The organism is Henriciella sp., from assembly GCF_029937755.1.
In the GTDB taxonomy this organism is placed as follows: domain Bacteria; phylum Pseudomonadota; class Alphaproteobacteria; order Caulobacterales; family Hyphomonadaceae; genus Henriciella.
In genome coordinates this window covers 170,958-194,842 of sequence record NZ_JAPYPG010000003.1, presented here as the reverse complement: position 1 = coordinate 194,842, position 23,885 = coordinate 170,958, and the positions used below count along the sequence as shown (strand labels likewise).

The window sequence follows — 23,885 nt, the reverse complement described above, 5'->3', positions numbered from 1 at the left end:
GCAATTTCCCCTCATTCGTTAACCGAACTGGGGCTATTGTTAAGAGGGTCCGGCATGTTGAAGAAGCAGGTGCGCTGGGGCGCCGAACTGGGGTATTCAAAACCCGTCAAATCACTCGACCCGAATGTCGAGCAGCGCGGGCACGGGCTGAAGGGGTCGCTCAAGGACGGCGAGCTTGGCTATTCCCGCATGATCACGCGCCGGGTTGCGCGCAAGGATGCCCATGACGGTATCCCGACATCAGAATCCATCACGGAGGACCAGTGGAGCGAGCGCGAACAGCAGATCGCAGAGCGCGCCGAACAGATCCGCCGCGGCCTGAAGACCTGGATGAGTGCCACCTCAGCCTCTGTCCGCAACTTCATCTCTGATTGCACCCCGGGTGTGATCTATCCCGAACAGCTCAAGGAAGCGATCAAGGCTGAGGAGAGCGAATACCGGCACTACGAATTCGACGACTCCTCCGATGCCAGGGCCCACCATGAGGCCACAGTGGTCGAACTGGAAAGCTTCAAGCACCGCTATGGCGACCAGCTCCAGAAGCGCACGCCCGACATCAAGAAGAATGTCGAACAGGCCGTTGCCATCCTGATCTTTATCATGATCGTCGAGGGCTGTTTCAATGCGCTCCTGTTCAAGGATGCCCAGTCGTCAGGCCTGCTTGGCGGCATGATGGTCGCCTTTGGCATCTCGGCGGTGAACGTGCTCTTCGGCGTGACCGGTGGCTTCGTGGGACTGAGAAATCTCAACCATCCCGAGACCTATATGAAGGTGCTCGGCGGGATCGTTGCAGCCGTCTGTATCGGCTGCGGCCTGTTCGTGAATTTCTTCGTCGCTCACTTCCGTGATGCTGTGGAGCTCGCGCTTCATGAGGCCCTGGCCGAAGGATCGCTTGCCGGCTTCTCGATGTTCGCCATTCCACCGTCACAGGTGATGGCGGATATGTTCCCGAACGTATTCGGCCTCGACAGCCTCGTCGCCATTGGCCTTCTGCTGATTGGCCTGACCGTCTTCGCCATCGCGCTTTATGAGGGCTATGACCGGATTTCCGACCGTTTCCCGGGCTATGGCCGGGTGTGGCGCAAGGAGCGCGCGGCCTATGAGAAACGCCAGCAGGTGCGCAATGGCGTGCGCGACGACCTGTCGGACTATTTCAGCCGCTCGCGTATCTGGTTCGAGACCCAGCAATCGCGCCACCTTGCCGCCAAGCGCGAAATCGAGAAGGCGATGAACTTGCTGGAAACACGCCGTGACGTTGCTGTTGAAATTGCGGCGCGGGCTGGAGACCAGGAACGTTCACTCAAGGTGGCCTATCGCCAGGCGCACCGCCGGGCGCGGAATGCCGTTCGCGACAAGCTGGGCGAACAGGCCGCCGTACCCGCCTATTTCGATGAGATCATTACGCCGAATATTCCGCCCCTCGACACGCAGAAAGAGCGTGAACAGGCGAACGCCGCCATCAAGGCGATCGAGGAAAATCTTCAGGCGCTGAACATCGTGCGCGAATGGATGGAGAGCCATATCCAGCAGGTCCAGAAGGGGCTGTCCTCCATCGAGCAGCGTGTCGGCGAACATATCCAGGCCTTGCGGGACAAGCGTGAACGCCAGGACCACCAGAAAAGCGCCTGAGCGACTTGGTCAGACGAGAAGGAGTCTGAAGAATGGCACGAGCAAGAGAGAAGGGGCCCTGGTTCTGGCGGGGCATGGTCGGCGCGATGCTGGCAAGCGTGTTCGGCCTGTTCGCCCTTGCCGCCTTTAGCGCCAATCCGGCCACGACCGCCGAGACAGGCTGCCGGATGGACCGCAAGGACCCGGCCCATACGATCGTGATGATCGACCAGTCGGATCCGTTCAATCCGAACGATCTCGGCTGGGTCAGCGAGTTCATCGACAGCGAAGCGCGCACGCTGCCGCGCTTTGGACGCCTCACCGTCGTCACGCCGAACTCTGATGATCCCTATGATGCGAAAATCGTCTACAGCCATTGCTCGCCGGGTTCAGCCGAGCACGCGAATGCCTTCCTGCAGAACCCGCGCATGATCGAGGATACCTGGCGCGAGACTTTCTATAAGCCCCTTTCGACCGAGATCGAGACCGCGCTGACGGACACCCGCCAGCCGAGTTCACCCCTCTTCGAGGCGGTCTATTCCATCGCCGACCGGGCTGACTTCCAGGCCTCGCGCGGGGACCGGCGTATCATCCTCATCTCGGATCTGATGCAGCACTCCGACGAGTTTTCCTTTTACCGGACGGGGACGGATGAAGCGGCCTTTGCTGAAACCCGTCTGGCTGACCAGGTGCCGGAAATGGACGGCGTGGAGATTGTTGCCCGCGTTGTCCCGCGTCAGGAATACGACCTGCCCATGAGCGAGGTGAAAGGCTTCTGGCGGGACTATTTCGCCCGGACGGGGGCTGAGTTCAGCTCTGTGAACTGAGTTCGTGAAGTGTTTGGCCCCGGCAATGATTTGCCGAGGCCAATCGATTCTATATCTCCACGACGATCTTGCCGAAGTGCTTCTGGCTGGCCTGGTGCGCGAAGGCGTCCGCAAGCTTGTCGAGCGGGAAAGTATCTGAAATCACCGGCTTGATGCCATTGGCTTCAATGGCCGCGATCATGTCCTCCTGCGACTGGCGTGAACCCACCGTGATGCCGGAGACGGTGATGTTGGAGCTGAACAGGGCCGCCGTCGGCACTTCGCCTGAAATCCCGGTCAGGACCCCGATCAGCGAGATATGGCCGCCGATCCGGCAGGCCGCGATGGATTGCGCCATCGTGCCCGGGCCGCCGATCTCGATCACTTCGTCGACCCCGCGTCCGCCTGTCAGCTCCTTGGCCTTGGCGCCCCATTCCGGGGTTTCCTTGTAATTGATTAGATGATCGGCGCCGAGTTCCTTGAGTTTCTTGAGCTTTTCGTCGGAGGACGACGTCGAAATCACCTTGGCGCCAGCGGCTTTCGCAAATTGCAGGGCAAAGATCGAAACCCCGCCCGTGCCCTGCGTCAGGACCCAGTCCCCAGGCTTGATCCGGTTTTCGACCATGAGGCCCCGCCAGGCTGTCAGCGCCGCACACGGGAGGGTCGCGGCCTCAGTGTAACTGTAGCCTTCCGGCATGCGTGTCAGGCCTTCGGCAGGCACGGCGACCAGTTCCGCTGAAAAGCCGTCGATCCTGTCACCGGGGACGGCCAACATCTTGTCGAGCTCCGGCGGGCCGTCGCGCCAGCCCGGGAAGAAGGTGGACAGCACCTTGTCACCTTCCTTGAACCGTGTGACGCCCTCGCCGACGCCAACCACCTCGCCAGCGCCGTCCGACATCAGAATGCGGCCGTCGGGGCAGGGGATGCCGCCCTGGGCGACGACGAAGTCGTGATAGTTGAGTGAGCTGGCGCGCACCCGCATGAGGACTTGCCCCGGAGCCGGTTTCGGATCGGGACGGTCCCCGATCTGGATGTTCTGCAGGCCGCCGGGCTTCTTGAGGCTGGCAACTTTCATGGCGTGTCTCTCCCTTGAGGTTTCGCTTTGCCGCCCAACAAACATCACTGCCCCAGCGACAGCCAAGCGGGATCAATTGCCAACCGGAAAAAAGAAAGGGCGGCAGATCGCTCTGCCGCCCCGTCCTGTTGGTCTGTGTGTCGCTCTAGCGGGCGATCGTGAATTCCACGCCGACGACGCGGCCCTTCTTAAGCGGGCTGAATGTGCCGCCGCCCGGCAGGGCCGGGAAGGGCGATTGCGTGCCGTTCGACAGCGGACCCGGGAAGGGAAGCTGCGTGTCGTTGCCGACCTGGACTTCGTCAAGCAGGTTGTCGCCGAAGAGCGAAACAGCAAAGCCTTCGTATGGGGTCTCCCAGGTGAAGTCTGCGGCCACCTGCGTCGTACCCTGCACCCAGCCGAAGTTGCTGTCAGTGTAGGCGATGCGGTCACGATACTGCAGGTTCAGTGTCGAGACGAGCGAACCCATATCACCAAAGTCCGTGTCGTGGATGACGCCGAAGCCATAGGTGAGCTGCGGAACGCGCGGAAGCTCGAGCGCTTCGTCACGTTCGTCGACCACCGTGTCACCACTGATGTCGAAGCGGACTTCGTCATACTCGGCATCGATCATGCCGACATTGAAGGTGAAGAGCAGATTGTTGGTCGCTGCCCAGCGGCCGTCGACCTCGACACCCTTGATCGTCGCATCGGCGGTGTTGAGGATGTTCTGGACCACGCCGGACGGGCCGGCGGTGTTCACCTCGCGCTGCATGTTGCCGATCTCGGTGTAGAAGGCGGCACCATTGAGTTGCACGCGGCCATCTTCGCTGCCCGACTTGAAGCCGATTTCATAGGCATCGACTTCTTCCTCGTCGAAGCCGAAGTCACCGGTGTTCGGGACGATCTGGTTCTGGAAGACGTTCACGTCCGTGATGCGGAAGTTGTAGCCGCCCGAACGGAAGCCCTTGGTGTAGGAGCCGTAGGTCTGGAAGTTATCCGACCAGAAGTATTGCAGGCCCAGCTTGGGCGTCCAGTTCGACCAGTCGTCCCCATCGGAGAAACCGTTATCTTCGCCGGTATACGGGTTCGTGCCGTCAATCGGGCAGGTGCCGTCCACCACGGAGCACTCAGGGCGCGGACGGATATAGGTAACGTCTGCATCCTTCTCCTCGCTTGAATAGCGAAGGCCGACTGTTGCGATCAGGTCTGGCGTGATCGAATAATCAACGTTGGCAAAAGCACCGTACACCGTGTGGTCCTGGCTGCCGCCGCCATAGAAGCCCCAGGGCAGAGCTGCCGGGAAGGCGGCCGGCCGGGTGGTCGGCAGATTACGGATCTCCGTGTAATCGAGGGTCTGGTTGAAGTAGTAGAGACCCGTCGTGACATCAGTATTCCCGAAAGTGCCAGCGTAGCGAAGCTCGTTCGAAATCTGCTCCTGCGCGATTTCCGCGTTGGAGTGGAACAGGGTGAACGGGGTCGCGTCGATATCGCCGGAGCTGGTGCCCGAATAATCGCGATAACCGACGATGTTGGTGATCTGGCCGTTGCCGAAATCGACATCATAGTCGGTGCGGAGCGAGACAAAGGTCGTTTCGCTGTCGCCAAAGCCCGGATTGTTGATCGAGAAGTCGAAGCTGTCACGATCGAAATAGGACCGGTTCTGGCCGCTTGGGCCATCGACATAGGAGTCGTTGTACTGGGCATTGAGCAGGAAGGTCAGCCGATCGGTCGGGAACCATTCCAGTGCGCCCTTATAGATGGCGGTCTGGGCTTCACCGTGATTGTCGCCGTCATACAGGTTTTTGAAGTAGCCGGCGTCGGTGTTGTAGTAGGCGCCGATCTTGCCATTCAGCACGCCGTCGATCAGCGGGCCGGAGACGATGCCTTGCACGGTTGAGTTCAGGCCGCCGCGATCATCATCGATCGGGCCATCAAAGCGGGCGCGGGCCTTGTAGGTGAAGTCATCGGTCGGACGTGCGGTGTTGATCACCAGCGCGCCACCCGTCGTGTTGCGCCCGAAGAGCAGGCCTTGCGGGCCACGCAGGACTTCGACGCTTTCGAGGTCGAACAGGTCAACCACGACACCATTGTTGATGCCGAGATAGACGCCGTCGACAAAGACGCCGACAGCCGGGTCGATGGACGGGATGGAGGAGTTCACACCGAGCCCGCGAATGGCGAAGTTCGCCGTGCCGCGTGAGGTGCCGACATCGTCGAGTGAGACGTTCGGTGAGGTGTAGGAAAGGTCTTCGACCGTGGTGACGTTCAGGGCGTCGAGCGTGTCGGCATTGAAAGCCGTGACGGCGATCGGAACCGACTGGACGTCTTCGACGTCTTTCTTCTTCGTAGCCGAAACGGTCACTTTCTGGAGGACACGGTCCACGGCGTTTTCGCGGTCCTCGTCAGTCTCCTGCGCGTGCGCGGGCATGACGCTGAAAGCGGTCGCGAGGGCCACGCCGGACAGGAGGAGGGTTTTGCGCTGCATCATAAGGACTCCCATTAGATGTTATGGTTATGTTTTTGACGGTTATATCCGCCTGATTCTGAAGTGCCACGGGCGATTCAGTCGAGGTGAGCCTTAATTTAGGTGCAAGCGATTCCGCAAGGGACACATACTGTCGCATGATGAAATGTGTGTGCAGGTGATGTGTTATTGCATCACATCTTTCGCTCGTGCGAAATGTAATTTGACGCGGAGCAATATGAATCTAGGGGGACGGCAGAGCGTGGTGTATCTGTCTTAATCCCCAGGAAAATCAGGGGTGCGCTTATCGAGGAAAGCCCGGTAGCCTTCAGCAAAATCAGGTCCGGTCGCCGCTCTCACGAAGGCAGCGCGGCGATCGGTGGATGATATTCTCTCATCATTTAGCATGTTGATCATGCGCTTGGTGGCGCGCACCGAGTACTGCGATACCGCAGCGATTGATTCGGTCTTGCCGCGTGCCTCCGCCAGAGCGGCGCCCGGTTTGCAGACCTCATCCACAAGGCCGATCCGAAGGGCTCGCCCGGTATCGAAGATTGCGCCTGTGAAAAGGATATCCTTCGCCTGCGATGCGCCGACCGTCTCCACCAGGCGTCGGGTATCGTCGGCAGGATAGACGAGGCCAAGGCGTGCGGGTGTCACGCCAAACCGGGCAGCTTCAGAGGCGATGCGAATGTCGGCGGCAAGCGCGAGCGAGACGCCTCCACCAATGCACACGCCTTCGATGGCCGCGATGACGGGCTTCTCGCAGGCCGAAATCGCATTCAGACCGCGTGCGATCGTGTCAGCACTTTCGCCGGCAATCTTCTCGTTGGCATAGATCGTCTCGAATTCGGAGATGTCAGCGCCGGCCGCGAAGTGACCAGTCTCACCGCCGTGCAGGATAACAGACTTTGCGTCGGGGGCTGCTTCTGCTTCGGCAATCAGCCCGGGCAGGGCCGCCCACATCTCCATGTTGAAGGCGTTGCGCCGGGCCGGGGCGTGGAACACGATCTCGGCAGCCGGGGCTGCCAGCGACAGCGTGATCTGTGCGGGCATCTATTCACCCAGTTCATCGGCAAAGACCGAGCCGTCGACCATGACGAAGTCAACGTCTTCAAGCTCTTTCACATTGTCCAGAGGATTGCCGTCGACGGCGATAATATCGGCTTCCTTGCCGACCTCGATGGCGCCAATAGAGTCCGACATGCCGAAGAGTTCGGCATTATTGATGGTCGACGCCTGGATCGCCTGAAGCGGGCTCATGCCCCACTCGACCATATAGGCGAACTGGCGTCCGTTGAGACCATGGGCGTAGACCCCGGCATCGGTCCCGAAAGCCATCTTCGCACCGGCCTTCACAGCACGCTGGAAGCTCTCGCGTTGAGCGCGCCCCACCTGGCGCTCCTTCTCCAGGGACTCTGGCAGGATGCCGGCCTCTTCGCCTTCGGCGAGGATGAAGTCGGACACATAGACATCCATGGACAGGAAGGTGCCTTTCTCCTTGGCGAGTTCGATACTCTCATCGTCGATGAGGCTGGAATGCTCCACGGAATCCACGCCGGCCTCGATGGCGGTGCGGATGCCTTTGGTCCCGTGTGCATGGACCGCGACCTTCAGGCCGAGCAGGTGCGCTTCGTCGACAATGGCTTCCATTTCTTCGGCGGTGAATTGCTGGGCACCGATCTTGGTGCCCTTGGAGAGCACGCCGCCCGTCCCGCAATACTTGATGACCTCGGCCCCGTATTTGACGTTCTGGCGGACCTTCTGGCGAACGCCCCATGGGCCATCTGCGACGCCCTCGGCGCGGTCCTTGTACTCAAATGGCAGGAGGTTGGTGTCGCAATGTCCACCCGTAATGCCAAGCGCGACGCCTGCCGGGATCACCCGCGGGCCCGGGATCTCGCCATCCATGATGGCATCGCGCAGGGCCACATCGGAATACCCTCCCGCCCCGACATTGCGCACTGTGGTGAAGCCGGCCCGCAGCGTCTTCTGGGCATTGGCGACGCCGGAAATGGTCGCGCGCGGCAGCGAGACGGCGAGGCCGCGATAGCCATGATCGTCATGCCGGCTCGTCAGGTGGACATGGCTGTCTGACAGGCCAGGCAGGACGTAAGCCCCTTGCATATCGATCACCGTCTCCGCGCCATCGAGACCAAACGAATCTTCTGAGCCGACGCCGACGATCCGGCCATCCTCCACGAGGATCGAGGCGTCAGTCATGATGTCTCCGGTTCTCACATCAATGACATTGCCGCCGGAGAGGACGGTGCGCTCGGCCATGGCGGTCGAGGCCGCAGAAAGGGCGGCAAGTGAAAGTGCGGCAAGGCGAAGCGTCATGTCAGGTCTCCAGGTGACGAACAGGATCAATGGCGCGCAACCTGTCGCCAGCCGCTGACGCTGGCACGCCGGTTGCGCGCCGAAAACCGGCCTCAGCCGAGAATGCCCGGCTTGCGGTCAATCCAGGGCTGGGCTGCCTCAAGCTCATAGGCCAGCGCGAGAAGCAGGCCATCATCGCCGCGCCTGCCGGAGAAGAGTGAGCCGACCGGGATGCCGCCTGATGTCCACTGAAGTGGCACACTCATCGAGGCGGCGCCCGAAACATTCATCGGGGCGGTGAAGGCAACGAAATCGGTGACGCGCTTCATGGTCTCGTCGAAGTCGCCGGTCGGCGACTGGGTGCCGATCGCTGGAGGGAGGGTAGACACGGTCGGGGTCAGCAGGACGTCGAAATCGTCGAACCATGAATGATATTCACCTTCGAAGGCCTGCAGGTAAGCAATGGCGCTTTCGAAGCGGTCTTTCTTGGCCATGAAGTCCTGCGCGAGGCCGAGCGTCCACGGCTCGAGGATTTCCTCGGGGGCCTTGCCCGGCGAATAGGCCATGGCCTGCTGCATGAACTCGGCAGCACCGGCGGCCCAGAGCAGCAGGAATTCGTCCTGGAAGGCCTTTCCGTCCATCGGGACGGTCCAGTCTACAACCTCGTGGCCAAGCGACCGGCAGAGGTCGGCTGTGCGCTCGATGCCGGCGCGAGTTTCGCTGTCGAGGCTGGCGCCATTGGTCGGCTCCGGCGCAAAGGCGATCTTCAGGCGACGGCTGGCCGGGCCGGTGATCCGGCCTGTCGGCGTGAGGCCTTCGCGCGGATCTTCGGCGGCTGCGAACAGCGCGGCGCTGTCGCGCACGGTCAACGTCACCGCATGATTGACGGAGAGTTCAACCGGCTGGTCCAGCTGCGGGCCGGCCAGTGCGCCGCGGGAAGGCTTCAGGCCGAACAGGCCACAGCAAGCTGCGGGGATCCGGATCGAGCCGCCACCGTCGCTGGCATGGGCGAAGGGGGTCACCCGTGACGCCGTCAACGCAGCTGCGCCGCCTGAGGATCCGCCCGGAATACGGCTCAGGTCCCACGGATTACGGGTCGGGCCGGTCACCAGCGGCTCGGTGGACGAGATGAGGCCGATTTCTGGCGTCGTCGACTTGCCGAGCGAAACAACGCCCATCTCGCGCCAGCGGGTTGCGAAGACGCCATCTTCCTCAGCGACATAATCCTTGAAGGCGCGGCTGCCATAGAAGCTCGGCGCATTTTTCCAGTTCATCAGGTCCTTGATGAAGGTCGGCACGCCGCCAAACGTCCCGGCCGGGCTCTCTGCTGCACGGACGCGCGCCATGTCATAGGTCTTCGAGGCAATGGCATTGATCTGTGGATTGACCCGCTCGGCGCGGGCAATAGCGGCTTCTGTGAACTCGAGCGACGAGACATCGCCATTCGAAATCAGCTGCGCCATGCGGACGCCGTCCATATCTCCGGAAGGCAGGCTTGTGGCTCTCAGGGCCCGGACCGGGGCGCAGGCGCTTGCAAACGGCAAAAGGGCTGCCGTGGCAGCCGTACCGCGCAGGAAATGGCGGCGGGTGTAATTCGTCATGAGATAGTCCTCCCGGGTCGTATTTTGTTGTTCTTGCGCCGGGACGTTGTCGCGAGCTTGCTCGAAACGCAAGCGCAAGCTAGCCCATTGTTTCAATCGAAACCGTTTTCCTGCGAGCCTCCATGCTTTCCATTCTCGACCTCTTCCGCATCGGTCTAGGGCCGTCCAGCTCCCACACGGTGGGCCCGATGCGGATCGCGAGACGCTTCCTGCAGGAGGCGGCGAAGGCTGGAAAGCTGGCAGGCGCGACGCGCATCCATGTTGAGTTGCAGGGGTCGCTCGCTCTCACAGGGATCGGGCACGGCACCGACAAGGCGGTGATTCTCGGGCTGATTGGTATGCAGCCGGAAACCGCCGATCCGATAGAGGCCGAAGAGACCTTCCGGCGGATTGTGCGCGACAAGCGTATCGCGCTTGCTGACGGGCCGGAGATCGACTTCAACCCGGTCAAGAATATCGAGTTCTGTACCGAGATCGTCCCGGTCCTGCACCCCAACGGCATGGTGCTTCACCTTTATTCTGGCGGCGAGGCGCCGGTCTATTCGCGGACATATTTCTCGACCGGCGGCGGCTTCATCGCCTCGAAGCAGCAGCTTGAGAAGCCAGCCAAGGGCGATGTCGTACCAAGCGCCAAGGGCGCACCTTACCCGTTTGAGTCGGCCAAGGAGATGATCGCGCTCTGCAAGGCGCATGGCTGGCGCGTCGATGAGCTGGTCCTGCACAATGAAGATGCCCGCCGCGCCCGCGAGAAGACACTGAAGCGCCTCGACAAGATCGCTGAGACGATGATGGCGTGCATCGATAATGGTCTATCCCATACCGGTATCCTGCCCGGCGGCCTCGAGGTGACGCGCCGCGCGCCGGGGCTGTACCAGAAGCTCAAGAACAATCCCGGTTCGAATGAGCGCGAGGAGCTGTTCGACTGGCTGAATGTCTACGCGATGGCGGTGAATGAGGAGAATGCCGCCGGTGGGCGAGTTGTCACCTCGCCAACGAATGGCGCGGCCGGGATCATTCCGTCGGTGATCCGCCACTATTGCTACGAAAACGGCAAGCTCGACCATGCCATGGCGCGCCGCTTTTTGACGACGGCGGGGGGTATCGGGCTGCTCTACAAGCAGCGCGCGTCGATCTCGGGCGCCGAGATGGGATGCCAGGGAGAGGTGGGCGTTGCGTGCTCGATGGCTGCCGGCGGGCTGGCGGCGGTGTGGGGGGCGGATGCCGAGTCGGTCTGTGTGGCTGCCGAGATTGGCATGGAGCACAATCTCGGCCTGACATGCGATCCGGTCGGCGGACTGGTGCAGATTCCGTGCATCGAACGCAATGCTTTCGGTGCCGTGAAGGCAGCCAATGCGGCGCGGCTGGCCCTGCACGGGACCGGGCAGCACAAGGTTAGCCTCGACCAGGTGATCGAGACCATGCGCCAGACCGGGCTCGACATGTCGTCCAAGTACAAGGAGACCAGTACGGGCGGTCTGGCGGTGAATGTGATCGCCTGTTGAGCGGCCTGACGCTTGACCCGCGGTCAGCCTTGGAGGCGTGAATCCGCCATGTCATGATCCGTGGATGGATGGTTTTCAGACAAAGACACCGGCGCGTACCGGGCTTGAATATCCCATAGACACAGTGCCATCGGTTGGTGACACGATGGAGATCCTGCCCGGCCTCCATTGGGTGCGGATGCCACTGCCGTTTTCGCTGAAATGGATCAATCTCTGGCTGATCGATGACGGCGAGCCCGGCTGGACGATTGTCGATACCGGCATGCCGCTGGAGGACACCAAGGCCGCGTGGAGACAGATCTTCGAGGACAAGCTGGATGGCCGCCCGGTCTGGCGGATCATCGTTACGCACATGCATCCGGATCATGTCGGCAATGCCGGCTGGCTGTCACGCAAGTTTCCGGGCGCCGAGTTGTGGATGACCCAGCTCGAATACATCACCTGCCGCATGCTGATTGCCGATACAGGCCGCGAGGCGCCCCAGGCCGGCATCGATTTCTATCGCGCCGCCGGCTGGACCGACGAGCAGATCGGCACCTACCAGAAGCGCTTTGGCGGCTTTGGCCGGGGCGTCAGCCAGATGCCGGACTCCTATCGCCGCCTGAGCGATGGAGAGGTTATCCGTCTTGGCGGCCAAGACTGGCAGGTTGTTGTCGGCAATGGCCACTCGCCGGAACATGGCTGTCTCTACAGTTCGAACCTCAATGTCATGATTGCAGGCGATCAGCTGCTCCCGCGGATTTCGTCGAATGTGTCCGTTCATCCGACCGAGCCGCGCGCCAACCCGCTGGAAGACTGGATCTCGAGCTGTCGCAAGCTCAAGGGCGTGCTGGCGGAGGACGCGCTGATCCTGCCAGCGCACAATGAGCCCTTCAGGGGCGCGCATCAGCGCCTGGATCATCTGATCAAGGGCCATGAGACCGCCCTCAAGCGTCTCAGGCAGCGGATCGAGGCTGAGCCGCGCCGTGTGGTTGACGTTTTTCCAGCGGTGTTCGGCCGGAAGATCGACGATGATGTCCTATCCATGGCGACGGGCGAGGCGATCGCACACCTTCGCTGCCTGATCGAGCGCGGGCAGGTCACCGTTCGCCGCGACGAAGACGGAACAGACTGGTACAGCGCGGCCTGAGGCCGCCGCCGGTTTCGTCACAGCAATTCAAGGGTCGCCTTGGTTTCGCCATGGCGCTAGTCTTCCTGTGTTGAGAAGGGAGACCTCCATGAGCGAACGCGGTTCGACCAGCTTCCTGTTTGTCATCGGCATCGGCCTGATCGTTGCCGGGGCAGCGATCTATGGCGTGCTTGCCCTCATGGGCGTGAGCCTTGCTGTCGGCGAAGCCTCCGAGAGCGCCGGTGTTCCCATCTTCGCAGTCCTGGCCCTGCCGGGCCTTGTCTTCCTTGGCCTCGTCCTGCTTTGCATCAAGGTCGTGATCGACCGGTTCTTCAGCAAGGAAGATGACCACTACGCCCGTACGGTCGACAAATAGGAGCTTCTGACATGATCGTGACCATGGCGGACACGGTGCCCGGCCGTGAGATTTCCGAAGTGATCGGCATTGCGCGCGGGAACGTGGTTCGGACCCGTTTTTTCGGCCGCGATATCATGGCCGGTCTTCGCAATCTCGTGGGCGGCGAGGTGCCTGAATACACAAAGCTAATGGCAGAAGCGCGCGAACAGGCTCTTGACCGCATGCTCGCGGATGCTCAAAGGCTTCAGGCCGACGCCATCGTCACGATGCGCGTGACCACATCGATGATCATGGGCGGTTCTGCAGAGCTGCTCGCCTACGGAACGGCCGTCAAACTGTTATGAGTGAATCCTCCCGGACAACTGAGACGCCTGCAGAGAAGCGCTCGCTCAAGGAAAAGATACTCCACGAAGCCCGGGAATGGGCCGTCACGCTGGCGATCTTCATTCCAGCTTTCTACATCTTTTCCTTCCTGATCTATGAGCAGCGCGTCATCCCGTCCGAAAGCATGGTGCCCAACCTGCAGGTCGGTGATCGTGTCGCCGTCAACAAGTTCGCCTATGGCTACAGTCGCTACAGTTTGCCGTGGGGCGCGTGGCGGCTGATTCCGGAAGGTGAGGGGCGTGTGTTCGGCGGCAAGCCTGACCGCGGCGATGTGGCCGTCTTCATGCACCCGCATACCGACCGCGTCATGATCAAGCGTATCATCGGCCTGCCGGGCGATGAGGTGCAGATGATTGACGAACAACTCTATCTGAATGGCGAGCCGATCGAGCGGGACTTCATTCGCAGGATCAAATATGTCCCGCACCAGGTGAGTTATACCGAGACGGCCCGCGAATACCGCGAGACGATCAATGGCAAGTCCTGGCTCTCCCATCAGTGGCTGCAGGGCGACAATCAGGTCCGCTCGCTCGACACCACGCCGGTCTTCAAGGTGCCTGAAGGCCATTACCTTTTCATCGGCGACAATCGGGACAATTCCGAAGACGGCCGGTCGACAACCGGGCATTGCCCGCCGAACGCCCAGGGGGTGATCGACCGGGCCGGATGTGAACTCGCACGCGGTATCGATCCTGAAGACGCCTCTGTTGGCTTTGTTCCGGCGGAAAACCTGATCGGGCGCGCTGATACGGTGCTTTTCTCGACCTATTCCTGTGGCGATGCCCATGCCGAGCCCTGCATGAAGAAGCGCCTCTGGCGAGGTCTCTGAGCAAGTTTCCCCTTTCAGGCGAAACTGGCGCAGGGTTTGCACCAGCTGTCTCTGACCCCGGAATGGTGATCAGGGATGGGACAGATGAAGTACCGGCTGCTGCGCCCGGCGCAAATGACAGAAGATCTTTGGGACGCCTTCGCCGCCTTGCGCGATGCCCGTGGGCTCTATGACGATCCATTCTTCGACCCGCTTTATGCCCGTCTGGTTGCAAACCTGCGCACTGATACCCGTATTGCTGTGGCAGAGGAGGGCGGAGAGCCTGTCGGCTTCTGGGCCCTGCATCGCAGGCCTGGCGCCTGGGCGCGCCCGATCGGCGGTCCGTTCTCGGACTGGCACGGCCCGGTCCTGTCAGCCGGCACATCCCTGTCCCCGCGCGACTTTCTGAGAGGTGTCGGCCTGCTCGGCATGTCGACTTTTGGCTGGCTGCCGCAGGACCCAGGCAGTGAGACCCGGCTGAGGCTCGCTGGCGCCAACATGACTACTGTCGAACATGGCTGGGCCGGTTTCATTGACGAGCAGACGCGCCGTTGGCCGAAACACTTCAAGAAGATGCGCCGGCTTGCCCGCAATATCGAGCGGGACTTCAGTGAATGTGAATTCCGGTACGACGATCAGAGCGATGAGACCTTCGAGCGCCTCATCGCGCTGAAACGGGACCAGTTTGCCCGCACCGGTCGTCATGACGTGCTGGCACCGGCATGGGTCCAGTCTATGCTGGAACGGTTGCGGTCCGCGGAGGGCCCACGCTTTCGGCTACGGCTTGTCAGCCTGCACTTTGACGGACAGCATGCCGCCAGTGAGCTCGTTCTCCAGTCCGACAAGGTCACGCATGGCTGGATCACGGCCTTTGAGCCGGAGATGGCGCAATATTCGCCGGGGAATATGGTTGTCCAGATGATGCTGGAGCGGATGGCAGGCGAACAGGGCCCGAAAATCTACGATGCCGGCCCCGGGCTTGATCATTACAAGCGTCATTATTCCAACTATCAGGTGCCGGTTGGCTCTGGCGTGGTGCGCGCCCGTTCTCTCGCTTTCCGCCCAGACCGCCTTCTGGGGCAGGCCTGGCGAAGTGGTGAACACATCATACCGGGCCGGGCTGCACAGCTTATGACTCAATCGCGCCGCCGCCTTGATCAGATATGCCTCTCCGAGACCGGCACGCTTGGTCGTCTCTCCGGACTTGGCAAGGCGTTCGGGCGGACAAGAGCAGCCATGGAGCTTGCCGAGTCCGGTCAAGCCGACTAATCGCCCTGTTGAAGGTTTGTCCCGGACAAAACAGTCTTGGACATAACGCAATTGGGGTGAGGCCGTCGCAGCGATGCCTGGCAGCAAGACTGACAGACAGAAGCACATCCGCGGACCGATCATTGTCTCACGGCATGGTCGCCCGTCGCTGGACAGGCGCGCCGGCCCGCGCCTCGACTGGCAGGAATATCGTGACTGGTGGGACCAGTACGAGGCGGGCAGCCTCGCGGAAAACCAGGCCATTCCTGACAATCTCAAACAGGTCGTGGCTGACGCCGATGTGATTCTCAGTTCGCCGGCGCCTCGAGCTGTTGAGACAGCCAGACTTGCCAGCGGCCGTGAGCCGGAGACTGATGAGCTGTTCTGTGAGGCCCCTCTGCCGCCGCCGCGTCTGCGTAACCGGAAATACCTTCCGAAGACCTGGAATGTGATCGCCCGTACAGCCTGGCTTTATGGCCATAGTCTTGATGGGGAGAGCAACCGGCAAGCGCGCGACCGGGCCAAGGCAGCCGCGCAGCGCCTGCATGAAGCGGCTGAAACCGGAAAGGTTTATCTGGCCGCGCATGGCTGGTTCAACCGTATGCTTCGCCCGGCCATGGCCCGGCTCGGCTGGGTATGCGTGCGCGATGGTGGCGACCAGTACTGGAGCTACCGGATCTATGAATACCGCGGCAAATCTTGAGCCGCCGCCATTGTGAAGCGTGCGGCAGGTGCTTAGGGTGCGGCCGGGCAATCTCAACATACGGGGAGCGACCGAATGGCCGAAAAGGCAACTCAGGCAATCGATAAAATGAGCTTCGAGGAAGCCCTCAAGGAGCTTGAGGAGATTGTTCGCCGTCTTGAGGCAGGCGATGTCGAGCTGGAGAAATCGATCGAGATCTACGAACGCGGTGCAAAGCTGAAAGCACACTGCGAATCACGCCTGAAATCAGCCGAGCTGAAAATCGAGCAGATTGTGCAAGGCGGCGACGGCAAGCCCCGCACCGAACCTGCCAGCTTCGACTGAGGACGTCTGAATGGATTTCGAGCAGCGCCTGACCGAAATCGCCGATAGGGTGACTGTGGCGCTGGACCAGTTGATTCCGCCGGCACAGGGGCCGGAAGCGAATCTGATGCGGGCCATGCGCCATTCCGCGCTCGCCAATGGCAAGCGGATGCGCCCTTTCTTCGTGATCCAGACCGGCGCGCTGTTCGATGCGGACGAAACCTCCCTGTTGCGGGCGGCCGCCGCCCTGGAGTGCGTACACTGTTACTCGCTGGTCCATGATGATCTGCCGTGCATGGATGATGACGATCTGCGCCGCGGCCAGCCAACCGTCCACAAGGCATTTGACGAGGCAACCGCTATCCTCGCCGGCGACGCGCTGTTAACCCTCGCCTTCAAGATTCTCGCGGCTGAGGATACCCATTCCGACGCGAAGGTCCGCCTGCGCCTGATTGAGCGGCTTGCAGATGCTGCCGGGGCCAAGGGCATGGTTGGGGGCCAGATGATCGATATGCTGCAGGAAGACAGCCCGCGCGACCTCAATACCATCACCCGGATGCAGCGGCTCAAGACCGGCGCACTGATTTCCTATTCCGTCGAAGCCGGCGCCATCATTGGCGGGGCGAGCGAAAACGCGCGCCATGCGCTTGCAGGCTTTGCACAGGATCTCGGTCTGGCTTACCAGATTGCCGATGATATCCTTGATGCCGAAGGCGATGAACTCATGGTCGGCAAGACCCTGCGCAGTGATGAAAGTGCAGGGAAAGCGAACTTTGTGACCGTTCTGGGCGTTGATGGTGCACGCCAACGCGTGCGGCTCCTTGCCGCGCAGGCCAAGCAGCACCTCGCTTTTTTCCGCAGTGAGGCCAATATCTTGCTGCAATCGGTTGATTATGTGCTCGACAGGAAACGATAGACTCAAACAAAACTGTTACAGAGCCCGTCTGAAAGGACGATTGCATGACGCTCCCCTCAAAGACCCGCCTTCTCGATACCGTCTCTACTCCGGCTGACCTCAAGGGCCGCTCGCGCGATGACCTGAAGCAGATCGCCGACGAGTTGCGTTCGGAAGTCATCGATGCGGTATCTGTGACCGGTGGTCATCTCGGTGCCGGCCTGGGCGTGGTTGAACTGACGCTCGCAATCCACTCCGTCTACGATACGCCGGAGGACAAGCTGATCTTCGACGTGGGCCACCAGTGCTATCCGCACAAGATCCTCACCGGCCGGCGCGACCGCATTCGCACGCTGCGTCAGGGGGACGGCCTGTCAGGCTTTACCAAGCGTGCCGAGAGTGAATACGACCCCTTCGGTGCCGCGCATGCGTCGACCTCTATTTCCGCTGGGCTCGGCTTTGCCAAGGCCCGCGATCTGACGGGCAAGGACAACAAGGTCGTCTGCGTCATTGGTGACGGCGCGATGTCGGCCGGCATGGCCTATGAGGCGATGAACAATGCCGGTTCGGACATGAGCCGCATGCTCGTCATCCTGAACGATAACGACATGTCCATTGCCCCGCCGGTCGGGGCGATGAGCCACCATCTCTCCAAGCTCGTCTCGTCGCGCTCCTATCGCGGGCTCAGGAAGTTCGCCAAGAGTGTGGTGAAACCGATCGGACTGACCAACCAGGCGCGGAAGGCGGAAGAGTATCTTCGCGGTTTCGCCATGGGCGGCACGATGTTCGAGGAGCTTGGCTTCTATTATGTCGGACCAATCGATGGGCACGATCTCGACGTGCTCCTGCCTGTGCTTGAAAACTGTAAGGCCATGGAATCCGGCCCGGTCCTGCTTCATGTCGTGACGCAGAAGGGCAAGGGCTATGAGCCTGCCGAGAACTCCGCCGACAAGTATCACGGCGTCGCAAAGTTCAACGTTGTTACGGGCGAGCAGCAGAAATCCAAGTCCGGCCCGCCGAGCTACACCAAGGTGTTTGCCCAAAGCCTCGTAAAGGAAGCGCGCCAGGACGACACAATTGTCGGGATTACCGCCGCCATGCCGGGCGGTACAGGCATGGACCTTTTCGAGAAGGAATTCCCCGAGCGCATGTTCGATGTCGGCATTGCCGAGCAGCATGCGGTTACCTTTGCCGCCGGTCTGGCCGCTGACGGTATGAAGCCTTTTGCCGCGATCTATTCGACCTTCCTGCAACGCGGCTATGACCAGGTTGTCCATGATGTCGCGATCCAGAGCCTGCCGGTCCGTTTCGCGATTGACCGGGCTGGCCTCGTCGGCGCCGATGGCCCGACACACGCGGGCAGCTTCGACATCGGTTATCTTGGTGCGCTGCCGGGCATGGTCTGCATGGCAGCTGCCGATGAAGCCGAACTGGTCCACATGGTGCGCACCGCTGTCGAGATCGATGACCGCCCGAGCGCCTTTCGCTATCCGCGCGGCTCCGGCACCGGCGTGGAGCTGCCGGAGCAGGGACAGGCGCTTGAGATCGGCCGTGGCCGGATCGTCCGTGAAGGGACAAGCATTGCGATCCTGTCCTATGGCGCACGGCTGAGCGAGGCCTTGAACGCGGCCGATATGCTGGCCGCGCAAGGGCTGTCCTGCACCGTCGCCGATGCGCGTTTTGCCAAACCGCTCGACGAGGAACTGGTCAACCGGCTCGCCAAGGAACACGAAGTCCTCATCACGATTGAAGAGGGCGCACGTGGCGGGTTCGGCGCATTCGTGCTGCAACACCTTGCAGACGCTGGCGCGCTGGATACCGGGCTCAAGATCCGGACCATGCATCTCCCCGACATCTTCCAGGATCAGGACAAGCCGGAGCTTATGTATGCTGCCGCCGGGCTTGATGCCCGCAGCATTGCGGCCTGCGCTATCGAGGCGCTGGGGCGTGGGAATGTGCAGGATATCGACCGGCTGGCCCGGGCCTGAACTGTCTTACAATTTGGAAACCTCCTAGCGGGCATCGACGGCTCTCTATAGGCTTGCCGAAAGGTATCGTGCTGGAGGAAACCATGTGGCGTAGAACTCTCTCGGGTTTGTTTTGTCTTGGTATTGTCGCCTGCGAGACAGCGCCACCTGTCCCCACTGAAATGGAACCGGCGGCTTTCGAGCAGGCCGTTGGCGAAGCCCGGGACAAGCCACATCCATGGAGCACGATCCAGGCCTATACAGACCTTCTCGACTCCGGACGGCTGTCTCAGGGCCAAAGACTGGAAGCGCTGTTTGCCCGCGGCTCTGCGCGCCGCCAGGCCCGAATCAACCTGCCCGGTGCCGTTCAGGATCTTGAGGAAGCGCAGATCCTTGCGGGGGCGGACTCACCGCTGATCGAGAACATCGCCACCGAAATCGAATATGCCAAGACTGACTGGGGCAGGGCTGCCGGCAAGCTAGAAGGCCTGCAAACCCTGCCGGAATGGTTTAATTCCAAGGTTGCCATGGGCGGGCTGCCCGAAGCGGCTGAACGCTATCGTGAGTCTGACCTCGCTCCCTCCCCAGACCAGGTCAGCCTGCTGGAAGCGGCCGGTTATCTCTGCAGGACATCCGGTGCGAGCGATGAGACCTGGACGGTGACGGAAGAGGCCGAACACCTCGAAGGGCTGGAATGGTGTGAAAACCCGGGAGTTTCCTGAAATCAGTCACATTCTTGCCTTGGCTCAAGGGCCTAAGTGGGCATTGTGTCATGAAGTTTACTGAGGAGATTCTCCAATGATCCGTTCAATGTTTGCCGGCGCCAGCCTTATCCTTTTGGCTGCCGCCTGTACCTCTTCGCCCGACCCCGAGACCGATGCCCAGGCAATCATGGATGCGGATCTGAGTGTGGAGCAGACCAAGTACGAGCTTGCCATGGGGACAGTGAGTTCACTGATTGAGGCGGGCAATGAGCAGATCGCGATCGACCGTCTCACCCAGATGCTGGGTGACCCGGGCATGAGCGAGGCCCAGATGGCTGAAGTGCTCTTCAAGCGCGCCGAGCTGCGCTATGGCGCAGGCAGTGATCTGGAAGGTGCCATTGCCGACCTGAAGGAAATTCAGGCGGACTATGCAGACAGCGATTTCGCGGATGATGCCTCATCGCTGCTCGAGCAGGCGGAGGCGGAGTATGCCACCCTGACAGACATGCTCGCCTCTGGCGACGTTTCCCCGATGGAGCGTTTCGAGATCCTGTTCCGTCTTGGCCGTCACCAGGAAGCGTCTGACCTCATGCTGGCTGGTGCGCTCGAGCCCGATAATGAGTACCTCGTCGACATGTATCAGATCGGCTACCTCTGCGATGGTGACGAGCTTGCCGGCCCCGTCTTCTCGATGACCGAGCCGGATGGCACGCAGCGAAACGTCCAGTTCTGCGAACTCGGCAAATAAGCTTACACATGCGCCAGACGCTGGCGCATACTGGCATGCTGATTGCTCCCCTCCATCCTCTTGTGGGACTGGAGGGGACACTGTTTTGAAAGATGCTATAACGATCTTCCTTGCCGGACTGGTTTGTGCCGGCGCGATGATCCTCTGGCCGGGGCTACATCAGGGCGATCCGGACGAAGCCGTAGTGGCTGCAGCTCAGACCCTCCCGATTCAATAGATTGTCAGGCGGGCCAGCATGGCTGACGCGTCGATCTGTCGTCGCAGTCGACGTGCTCGTGCTCTTTCCTTCCGCCCGCTCTCATGATTGATTTGCGCTGCAACAAAATCAGAGATGCGGAGGAATTCATGGCAGCGGATGCTGGATCGGCCTGGCCGGTGCTTTCAATAGAGGCGGCGAACAAGAAACTCGCAGAACCGGGTACGCCATTGGCCGTGAGCGAAGGCGTCATCGACGGCGTCGAGATGAAGTACTATTCCGAGGCGCCGCCGACGCTCCGTTTCCTCATTGAGGCCTCCGCTCTGCATGGCGATCGTGACTTCCTCGTCTATGAAGATGAGCGCGCAAGCTTCTCTTCACACCTGAAGGCCGTCGCACATCTTGCCCGTGCCCTGAAAGATGATTTCGGTGTGGAGAAGGGAGACCGCATCGCCATTGTGATGCGCAACTATCCGCAATGGTCGGTTTCCTTCTTCGCTGCACTCTCGATTGGTGCGATTGCGACGCCGATGAATTCCTGGTGGACTGGCGAGGAGCTGGAATACGGCCTGAACAATGCCGGTGTGAAAGTCGCCATTGTCGATCCGCAGATCTTCGAACGCGTGCGCGAGCACCTGGACGACCTGCCGGATCTGAAGTCCATCATCATTGCGCGTGAGACCGAGGAAGAACGCAATGACCCTCGCGTCCATAACCTTGAGACTATCATTGGTGAGACCAATGACTGGGGGAAACTCGACGCTATCAGCCTCCCTGAGATCGCCCTGGCGCCCGATGATGATGCGACCCTGATGTATACCTCCGGCACGACCGGCAAGCCGAAGGGCGCGCTGGCGACGCACCGGGCGGTCATTTCCAACTTCCTGAACTCGATGACCTGCCAGGCGCGCATGTTTCTGCGCCGCGGGGAACAGCCGCCTGAGCCCGATCCGGACGAACAGCGTGCTTCACTGCTCGCCATCCCCTTCTTCCATGCGACCGGATCCTTCGCGGTCCTGATCCCGACCATGCTGCAGGGCAACAAGATCATCTCGATGTATAAATGGGATGCAGGCAAGGCCCTTCCGATCATCGAGCGTGAGAAAGTGTCGACCATCGGTGGTGTGCCGGCTATTGCCTGGCAGGTGCTCGAACACCCGGATCGCGACAAGTATGACCTGTCCTCGATCCAGGTCGTTTCCTATGGCGGCGCGCCATCGGCGCCGGAGCTGGTCTCCACGATCAAGAAGCGCTTCCCGGATGCCCAGCCTGGCAATGGCTGGGGCATGACCGAGACCTGTGCGACGGTGACGCTCAATCTTGGCGAAGACTATATCCACCGTCCTGACAGTGCGGGGGCGCCTCCGCTGGCCGTCGATCTGAAGATCATGAGCCCGGAGGGCGAGGAACTGCCGCCCGGAGAAGTTGGCGAGCTCTGGTGCAAGAGCCCGTCCAATTGTAAATCCTACTGGAACCGTCCTGACGCGACCGCTGAGACTTTCCGGGATGGCTGGGTGGTCACGGGTGACCTTGCGCGGATCGATGAGGAGGGCTTCCTCTATCTGGTCGATCGCGCAAAGGACATGCTGATCCGGGGCGGCGAAAACATCTATTGTATCGAGGTTGAGAGTGCGCTCTACGACCATCCGGCCGTGATGGACGCTGCCGTTGTCGGCATTCCACACAAGGTGCTCGGCGAGGAAGTTGGCGCAGTCGTTCAGCTCAAGCCGGGAAAGACGGTCACCCAGGATGAGTTGCGCGCGCACGTCGCCAGCCAGTTGGCGGCCTTCAAGGTGCCGGTCGAGATCCAGTTCCAGGACGAGCCGTTGCCGCGCAATGCCAATGGCAAGATCCTCAAGCCGGACTTGCGGACACGTTTCAGCCCGCGATCGTAGGACGAAAGGGCGCTGGCCATGTCTGAAGACCAGGATGATATCGGGTCCTCGGGAAAGTCGGTTGCGTTGGAACAGCGCAATACCGGCGAGGATGGCCGGCGCTTTTCGCCCTCGGCGGCGCGCAACCGGCAGCCGATTGCCGAAGTCTTCGCTGAAGTCATGCCGCTTGAGGGGCGTATTCTGGAGATCGCCTCAGGGACGGGTGAGCATGGCGCATTTCTGGCTGCCCAATGCCCGGGGCTTGAATGGCTCTATTCGGATGTGGACCGGATCAGCATGGACAGTCAGCGGGCCTGGGCCGAGTATGCAGAAGCCGCGTCCCGGCTCTCCGGTCCGGTGCGGCTCGATGCAAGCGAAGATCACTGGAGCGAAGCTGAAGAGGGGGCACCCTATGATGGCATCTTCAACGCCAACATGATCCATATCGCCCCTTTCGCCGCTGCGCAGGGGCTGCTGAAGGGGGCTGGCCGCGTGCTCCGGGACGGTGGAAAACTGTTTCTATACGGCCCATTCGCGCGCGACGGACAGATTGCGGAATCGAATGCGCGGTTCAGCGACGACCTGAAGCGCCGCGACCCCGAATGGGGCGTGCGCGATCTTGAGCGTGACCTGATGCCAATGGCAGGCGAAGCGGGCCTCGTCCTCGACGCCATCGTCGAGATGCCCGCGAACAATCTCTGTGTGGTCTTTCGGAAGGGCTAGATCCAGCGCATTGGATTCGAAGCCGAGATGAGCCTGTTTCCGGCGCTGCCTTCAAGACCGCCAGCGGGTGTTCGCGATGTAGCTGATAGCTTCGACCCAGTCGATCACATCCTCGCTGACGCCTTCCTTGCGCAGGAACTGGCTGAAAGCGGGAATGAAATTGCGCGGCTCCCCGCACTGGGCGATGGCGCTGTTGATCTCCGGCATGACGATGCGGTCAAAGTCGCGAGCGAGGTCTTCGAAATCGACCATCAGGGCAGCAATCCGTAGCGCCATTATGGCGTCCGGATTCTCGATATTGCCGGGCATGTTGCGCAGGGCGCGGACCGTATCGCGGTTTTCTCCGGCGAAGCGTGTCAGGACCCTGTCAGTTTTCCATTCTATCCATTCCGGTGTGCACGGGTCGGGCTGGGTGGCGCAGCCGGCTCCGCTCACACAGAGGACAATCGCGAGCGCAGCATGGCTCAGGCGGTGAGGGAACATGGCTGTCTCCGTTCTGGGACGTGCCCGGA

General features: G+C 61.2%; 22 protein-coding genes. 16 read left to right on the top strand and 6 right to left on the bottom strand.

The genetic code is table 11. The features are described from left to right. Positions 1-54 precede the first annotated feature (54 nt). Both Q1K29_RS08560 and Q1K29_RS08555 read left to right on the top strand, forming a co-directional pair. Positions 55-1,629 carry a hypothetical protein gene (locus Q1K29_RS08560; RefSeq protein WP_300393342.1) on the top strand — a complete coding sequence of 525 codons (1,575 nt, stop codon included), beginning with the start codon at positions 55-57 and terminating at the stop codon, positions 1,627-1,629. 32 nt (positions 1,630-1,661) lie between these two features. Next, the gene (locus Q1K29_RS08555) at positions 1,662-2,435 is read left to right on the top strand and encodes a hypothetical protein (RefSeq protein ID WP_300393338.1); all 774 of its coding nucleotides are present in this window, start codon (positions 1,662-1,664) and stop codon (positions 2,433-2,435) included. A 49-nt stretch (positions 2,436-2,484) separates the two neighbouring features. Here Q1K29_RS08555 and Q1K29_RS08550 read toward each other — a convergent pair whose 3' ends face one another. From Q1K29_RS08550 to Q1K29_RS08530, 5 genes are all read right to left on the bottom strand, one after another. Further along, positions 2,485-3,489, bottom strand: coding sequence for an NAD(P)-dependent alcohol dehydrogenase (locus Q1K29_RS08550; protein WP_300393334.1), 1,005 nt, complete (start codon positions 3,487-3,489; stop codon positions 2,485-2,487). 145 nt (positions 3,490-3,634) lie between these two features. Next, on the bottom strand, positions 3,635-5,956 hold the full coding sequence (locus tag Q1K29_RS08545) for a TonB-dependent receptor (protein ID WP_300393331.1): 2,322 nt from the start codon (positions 5,954-5,956) through the stop codon (positions 3,635-3,637). A gap of 252 nt (positions 5,957-6,208) precedes the next feature. Further along, positions 6,209-6,988: an enoyl-CoA hydratase-related protein gene (locus Q1K29_RS08540; protein WP_300393327.1), complete on the bottom strand. Its 780-nt coding sequence runs from the start codon at positions 6,986-6,988 to the stop codon at positions 6,209-6,211. Beyond that, a complete protein-coding gene (locus tag Q1K29_RS08535; RefSeq protein ID WP_300393323.1) occupies positions 6,989-8,272 on the bottom strand; it encodes an amidohydrolase family protein in 1,284 nt (427 codons plus the stop codon). Positions 8,273-8,364: 92 nt separating this feature from the next. After that, complete coding sequence (locus Q1K29_RS08530) at positions 8,365-9,852, bottom strand: amidase (protein WP_300393320.1); 1,488 nt, start codon at positions 9,850-9,852, stop codon at positions 8,365-8,367. A gap of 122 nt (positions 9,853-9,974) precedes the next feature. On the opposite strand from Q1K29_RS08530, the gene Q1K29_RS08525 reads away from it, so the two are divergent. The 14 genes from Q1K29_RS08525 to Q1K29_RS08460 all read left to right on the top strand — a co-directional run bounded on the left by Q1K29_RS08525 (position 9,975) and on the right by Q1K29_RS08460 (position 23,373). Beyond that, positions 9,975-11,354, top strand: a complete 1,380-nt coding sequence (locus Q1K29_RS08525; RefSeq protein WP_300393317.1) for an L-serine ammonia-lyase — start codon at positions 9,975-9,977, stop codon at positions 11,352-11,354. 64 nt (positions 11,355-11,418) lie between these two features. Next, positions 11,419-12,483, top strand: a complete 1,065-nt coding sequence (locus Q1K29_RS08520) for an MBL fold metallo-hydrolase (protein ID WP_300393314.1) — start codon at positions 11,419-11,421, stop codon at positions 12,481-12,483. Between the two features lie 88 nt (positions 12,484-12,571). Continuing rightward, the gene (locus Q1K29_RS08515) at positions 12,572-12,838 is read left to right on the top strand and encodes a hypothetical protein (RefSeq protein WP_300393311.1); all 267 of its coding nucleotides are present in this window, start codon (positions 12,572-12,574) and stop codon (positions 12,836-12,838) included. Between the two features lie 11 nt (positions 12,839-12,849). Then, on the top strand, positions 12,850-13,164 hold the full coding sequence (locus Q1K29_RS08510) for a YbjQ family protein (protein WP_300393308.1): 315 nt from the start codon (positions 12,850-12,852) through the stop codon (positions 13,162-13,164). Further along, a complete protein-coding gene (lepB, locus tag Q1K29_RS08505; protein ID WP_300393305.1) occupies positions 13,161-14,033 on the top strand; it encodes a signal peptidase I in 873 nt (290 codons plus the stop codon). The genes Q1K29_RS08510 and lepB overlap by 4 nt, the downstream gene beginning before the upstream one ends. Before the next feature lie 75 nt (positions 14,034-14,108). Next, positions 14,109-15,281 carry a GNAT family N-acetyltransferase gene (locus Q1K29_RS08500; RefSeq protein WP_300393302.1) on the top strand — a complete coding sequence of 391 codons (1,173 nt, stop codon included), beginning with the start codon at positions 14,109-14,111 and terminating at the stop codon, positions 15,279-15,281. A gap of 73 nt (positions 15,282-15,354) precedes the next feature. Next, the gene (locus Q1K29_RS08495; protein ID WP_300393299.1) at positions 15,355-15,963 is read left to right on the top strand and encodes a histidine phosphatase family protein; all 609 of its coding nucleotides are present in this window, start codon (positions 15,355-15,357) and stop codon (positions 15,961-15,963) included. Positions 15,964-16,038: 75 nt separating this feature from the next. Further along, a complete protein-coding gene (locus Q1K29_RS08490; RefSeq protein WP_300393296.1) occupies positions 16,039-16,287 on the top strand; it encodes an exodeoxyribonuclease VII small subunit in 249 nt (82 codons plus the stop codon). Positions 16,288-16,297: 10 nt separating this feature from the next. After that, positions 16,298-17,182 (top strand): polyprenyl synthetase family protein, encoded by an 885-nt coding sequence (locus tag Q1K29_RS08485; RefSeq protein WP_300393293.1) that lies wholly within the window; start codon positions 16,298-16,300, stop codon positions 17,180-17,182. A gap of 44 nt (positions 17,183-17,226) precedes the next feature. Next, complete coding sequence (gene dxs, locus Q1K29_RS08480; RefSeq protein ID WP_300393290.1) at positions 17,227-19,149, top strand: 1-deoxy-D-xylulose-5-phosphate synthase; 1,923 nt, start codon at positions 17,227-17,229, stop codon at positions 19,147-19,149. 83 nt (positions 19,150-19,232) lie between these two features. Continuing rightward, positions 19,233-19,850 (top strand): hypothetical protein, encoded by a 618-nt coding sequence (locus tag Q1K29_RS08475; RefSeq protein WP_300393287.1) that lies wholly within the window; start codon positions 19,233-19,235, stop codon positions 19,848-19,850. Positions 19,851-19,926: 76 nt separating this feature from the next. After that, positions 19,927-20,580, top strand: coding sequence for a hypothetical protein (locus Q1K29_RS08470; protein WP_300393283.1), 654 nt, complete (start codon positions 19,927-19,929; stop codon positions 20,578-20,580). Between the two features lie 345 nt (positions 20,581-20,925). Continuing rightward, complete coding sequence (locus tag Q1K29_RS08465; RefSeq protein ID WP_300393280.1) at positions 20,926-22,671, top strand: AMP-binding protein; 1,746 nt, start codon at positions 20,926-20,928, stop codon at positions 22,669-22,671. Positions 22,672-22,689: 18 nt separating this feature from the next. Next, positions 22,690-23,373, top strand: coding sequence for a DUF938 domain-containing protein (locus Q1K29_RS08460; RefSeq protein WP_300393277.1), 684 nt, complete (start codon positions 22,690-22,692; stop codon positions 23,371-23,373). Between the two features lie 51 nt (positions 23,374-23,424). Here Q1K29_RS08460 and Q1K29_RS08455 read toward each other — a convergent pair whose 3' ends face one another. Next, positions 23,425-23,856: a hypothetical protein gene (locus Q1K29_RS08455; protein ID WP_300393275.1), complete on the bottom strand. Its 432-nt coding sequence runs from the start codon at positions 23,854-23,856 to the stop codon at positions 23,425-23,427. Positions 23,857-23,885 lie beyond the last annotated feature (29 nt).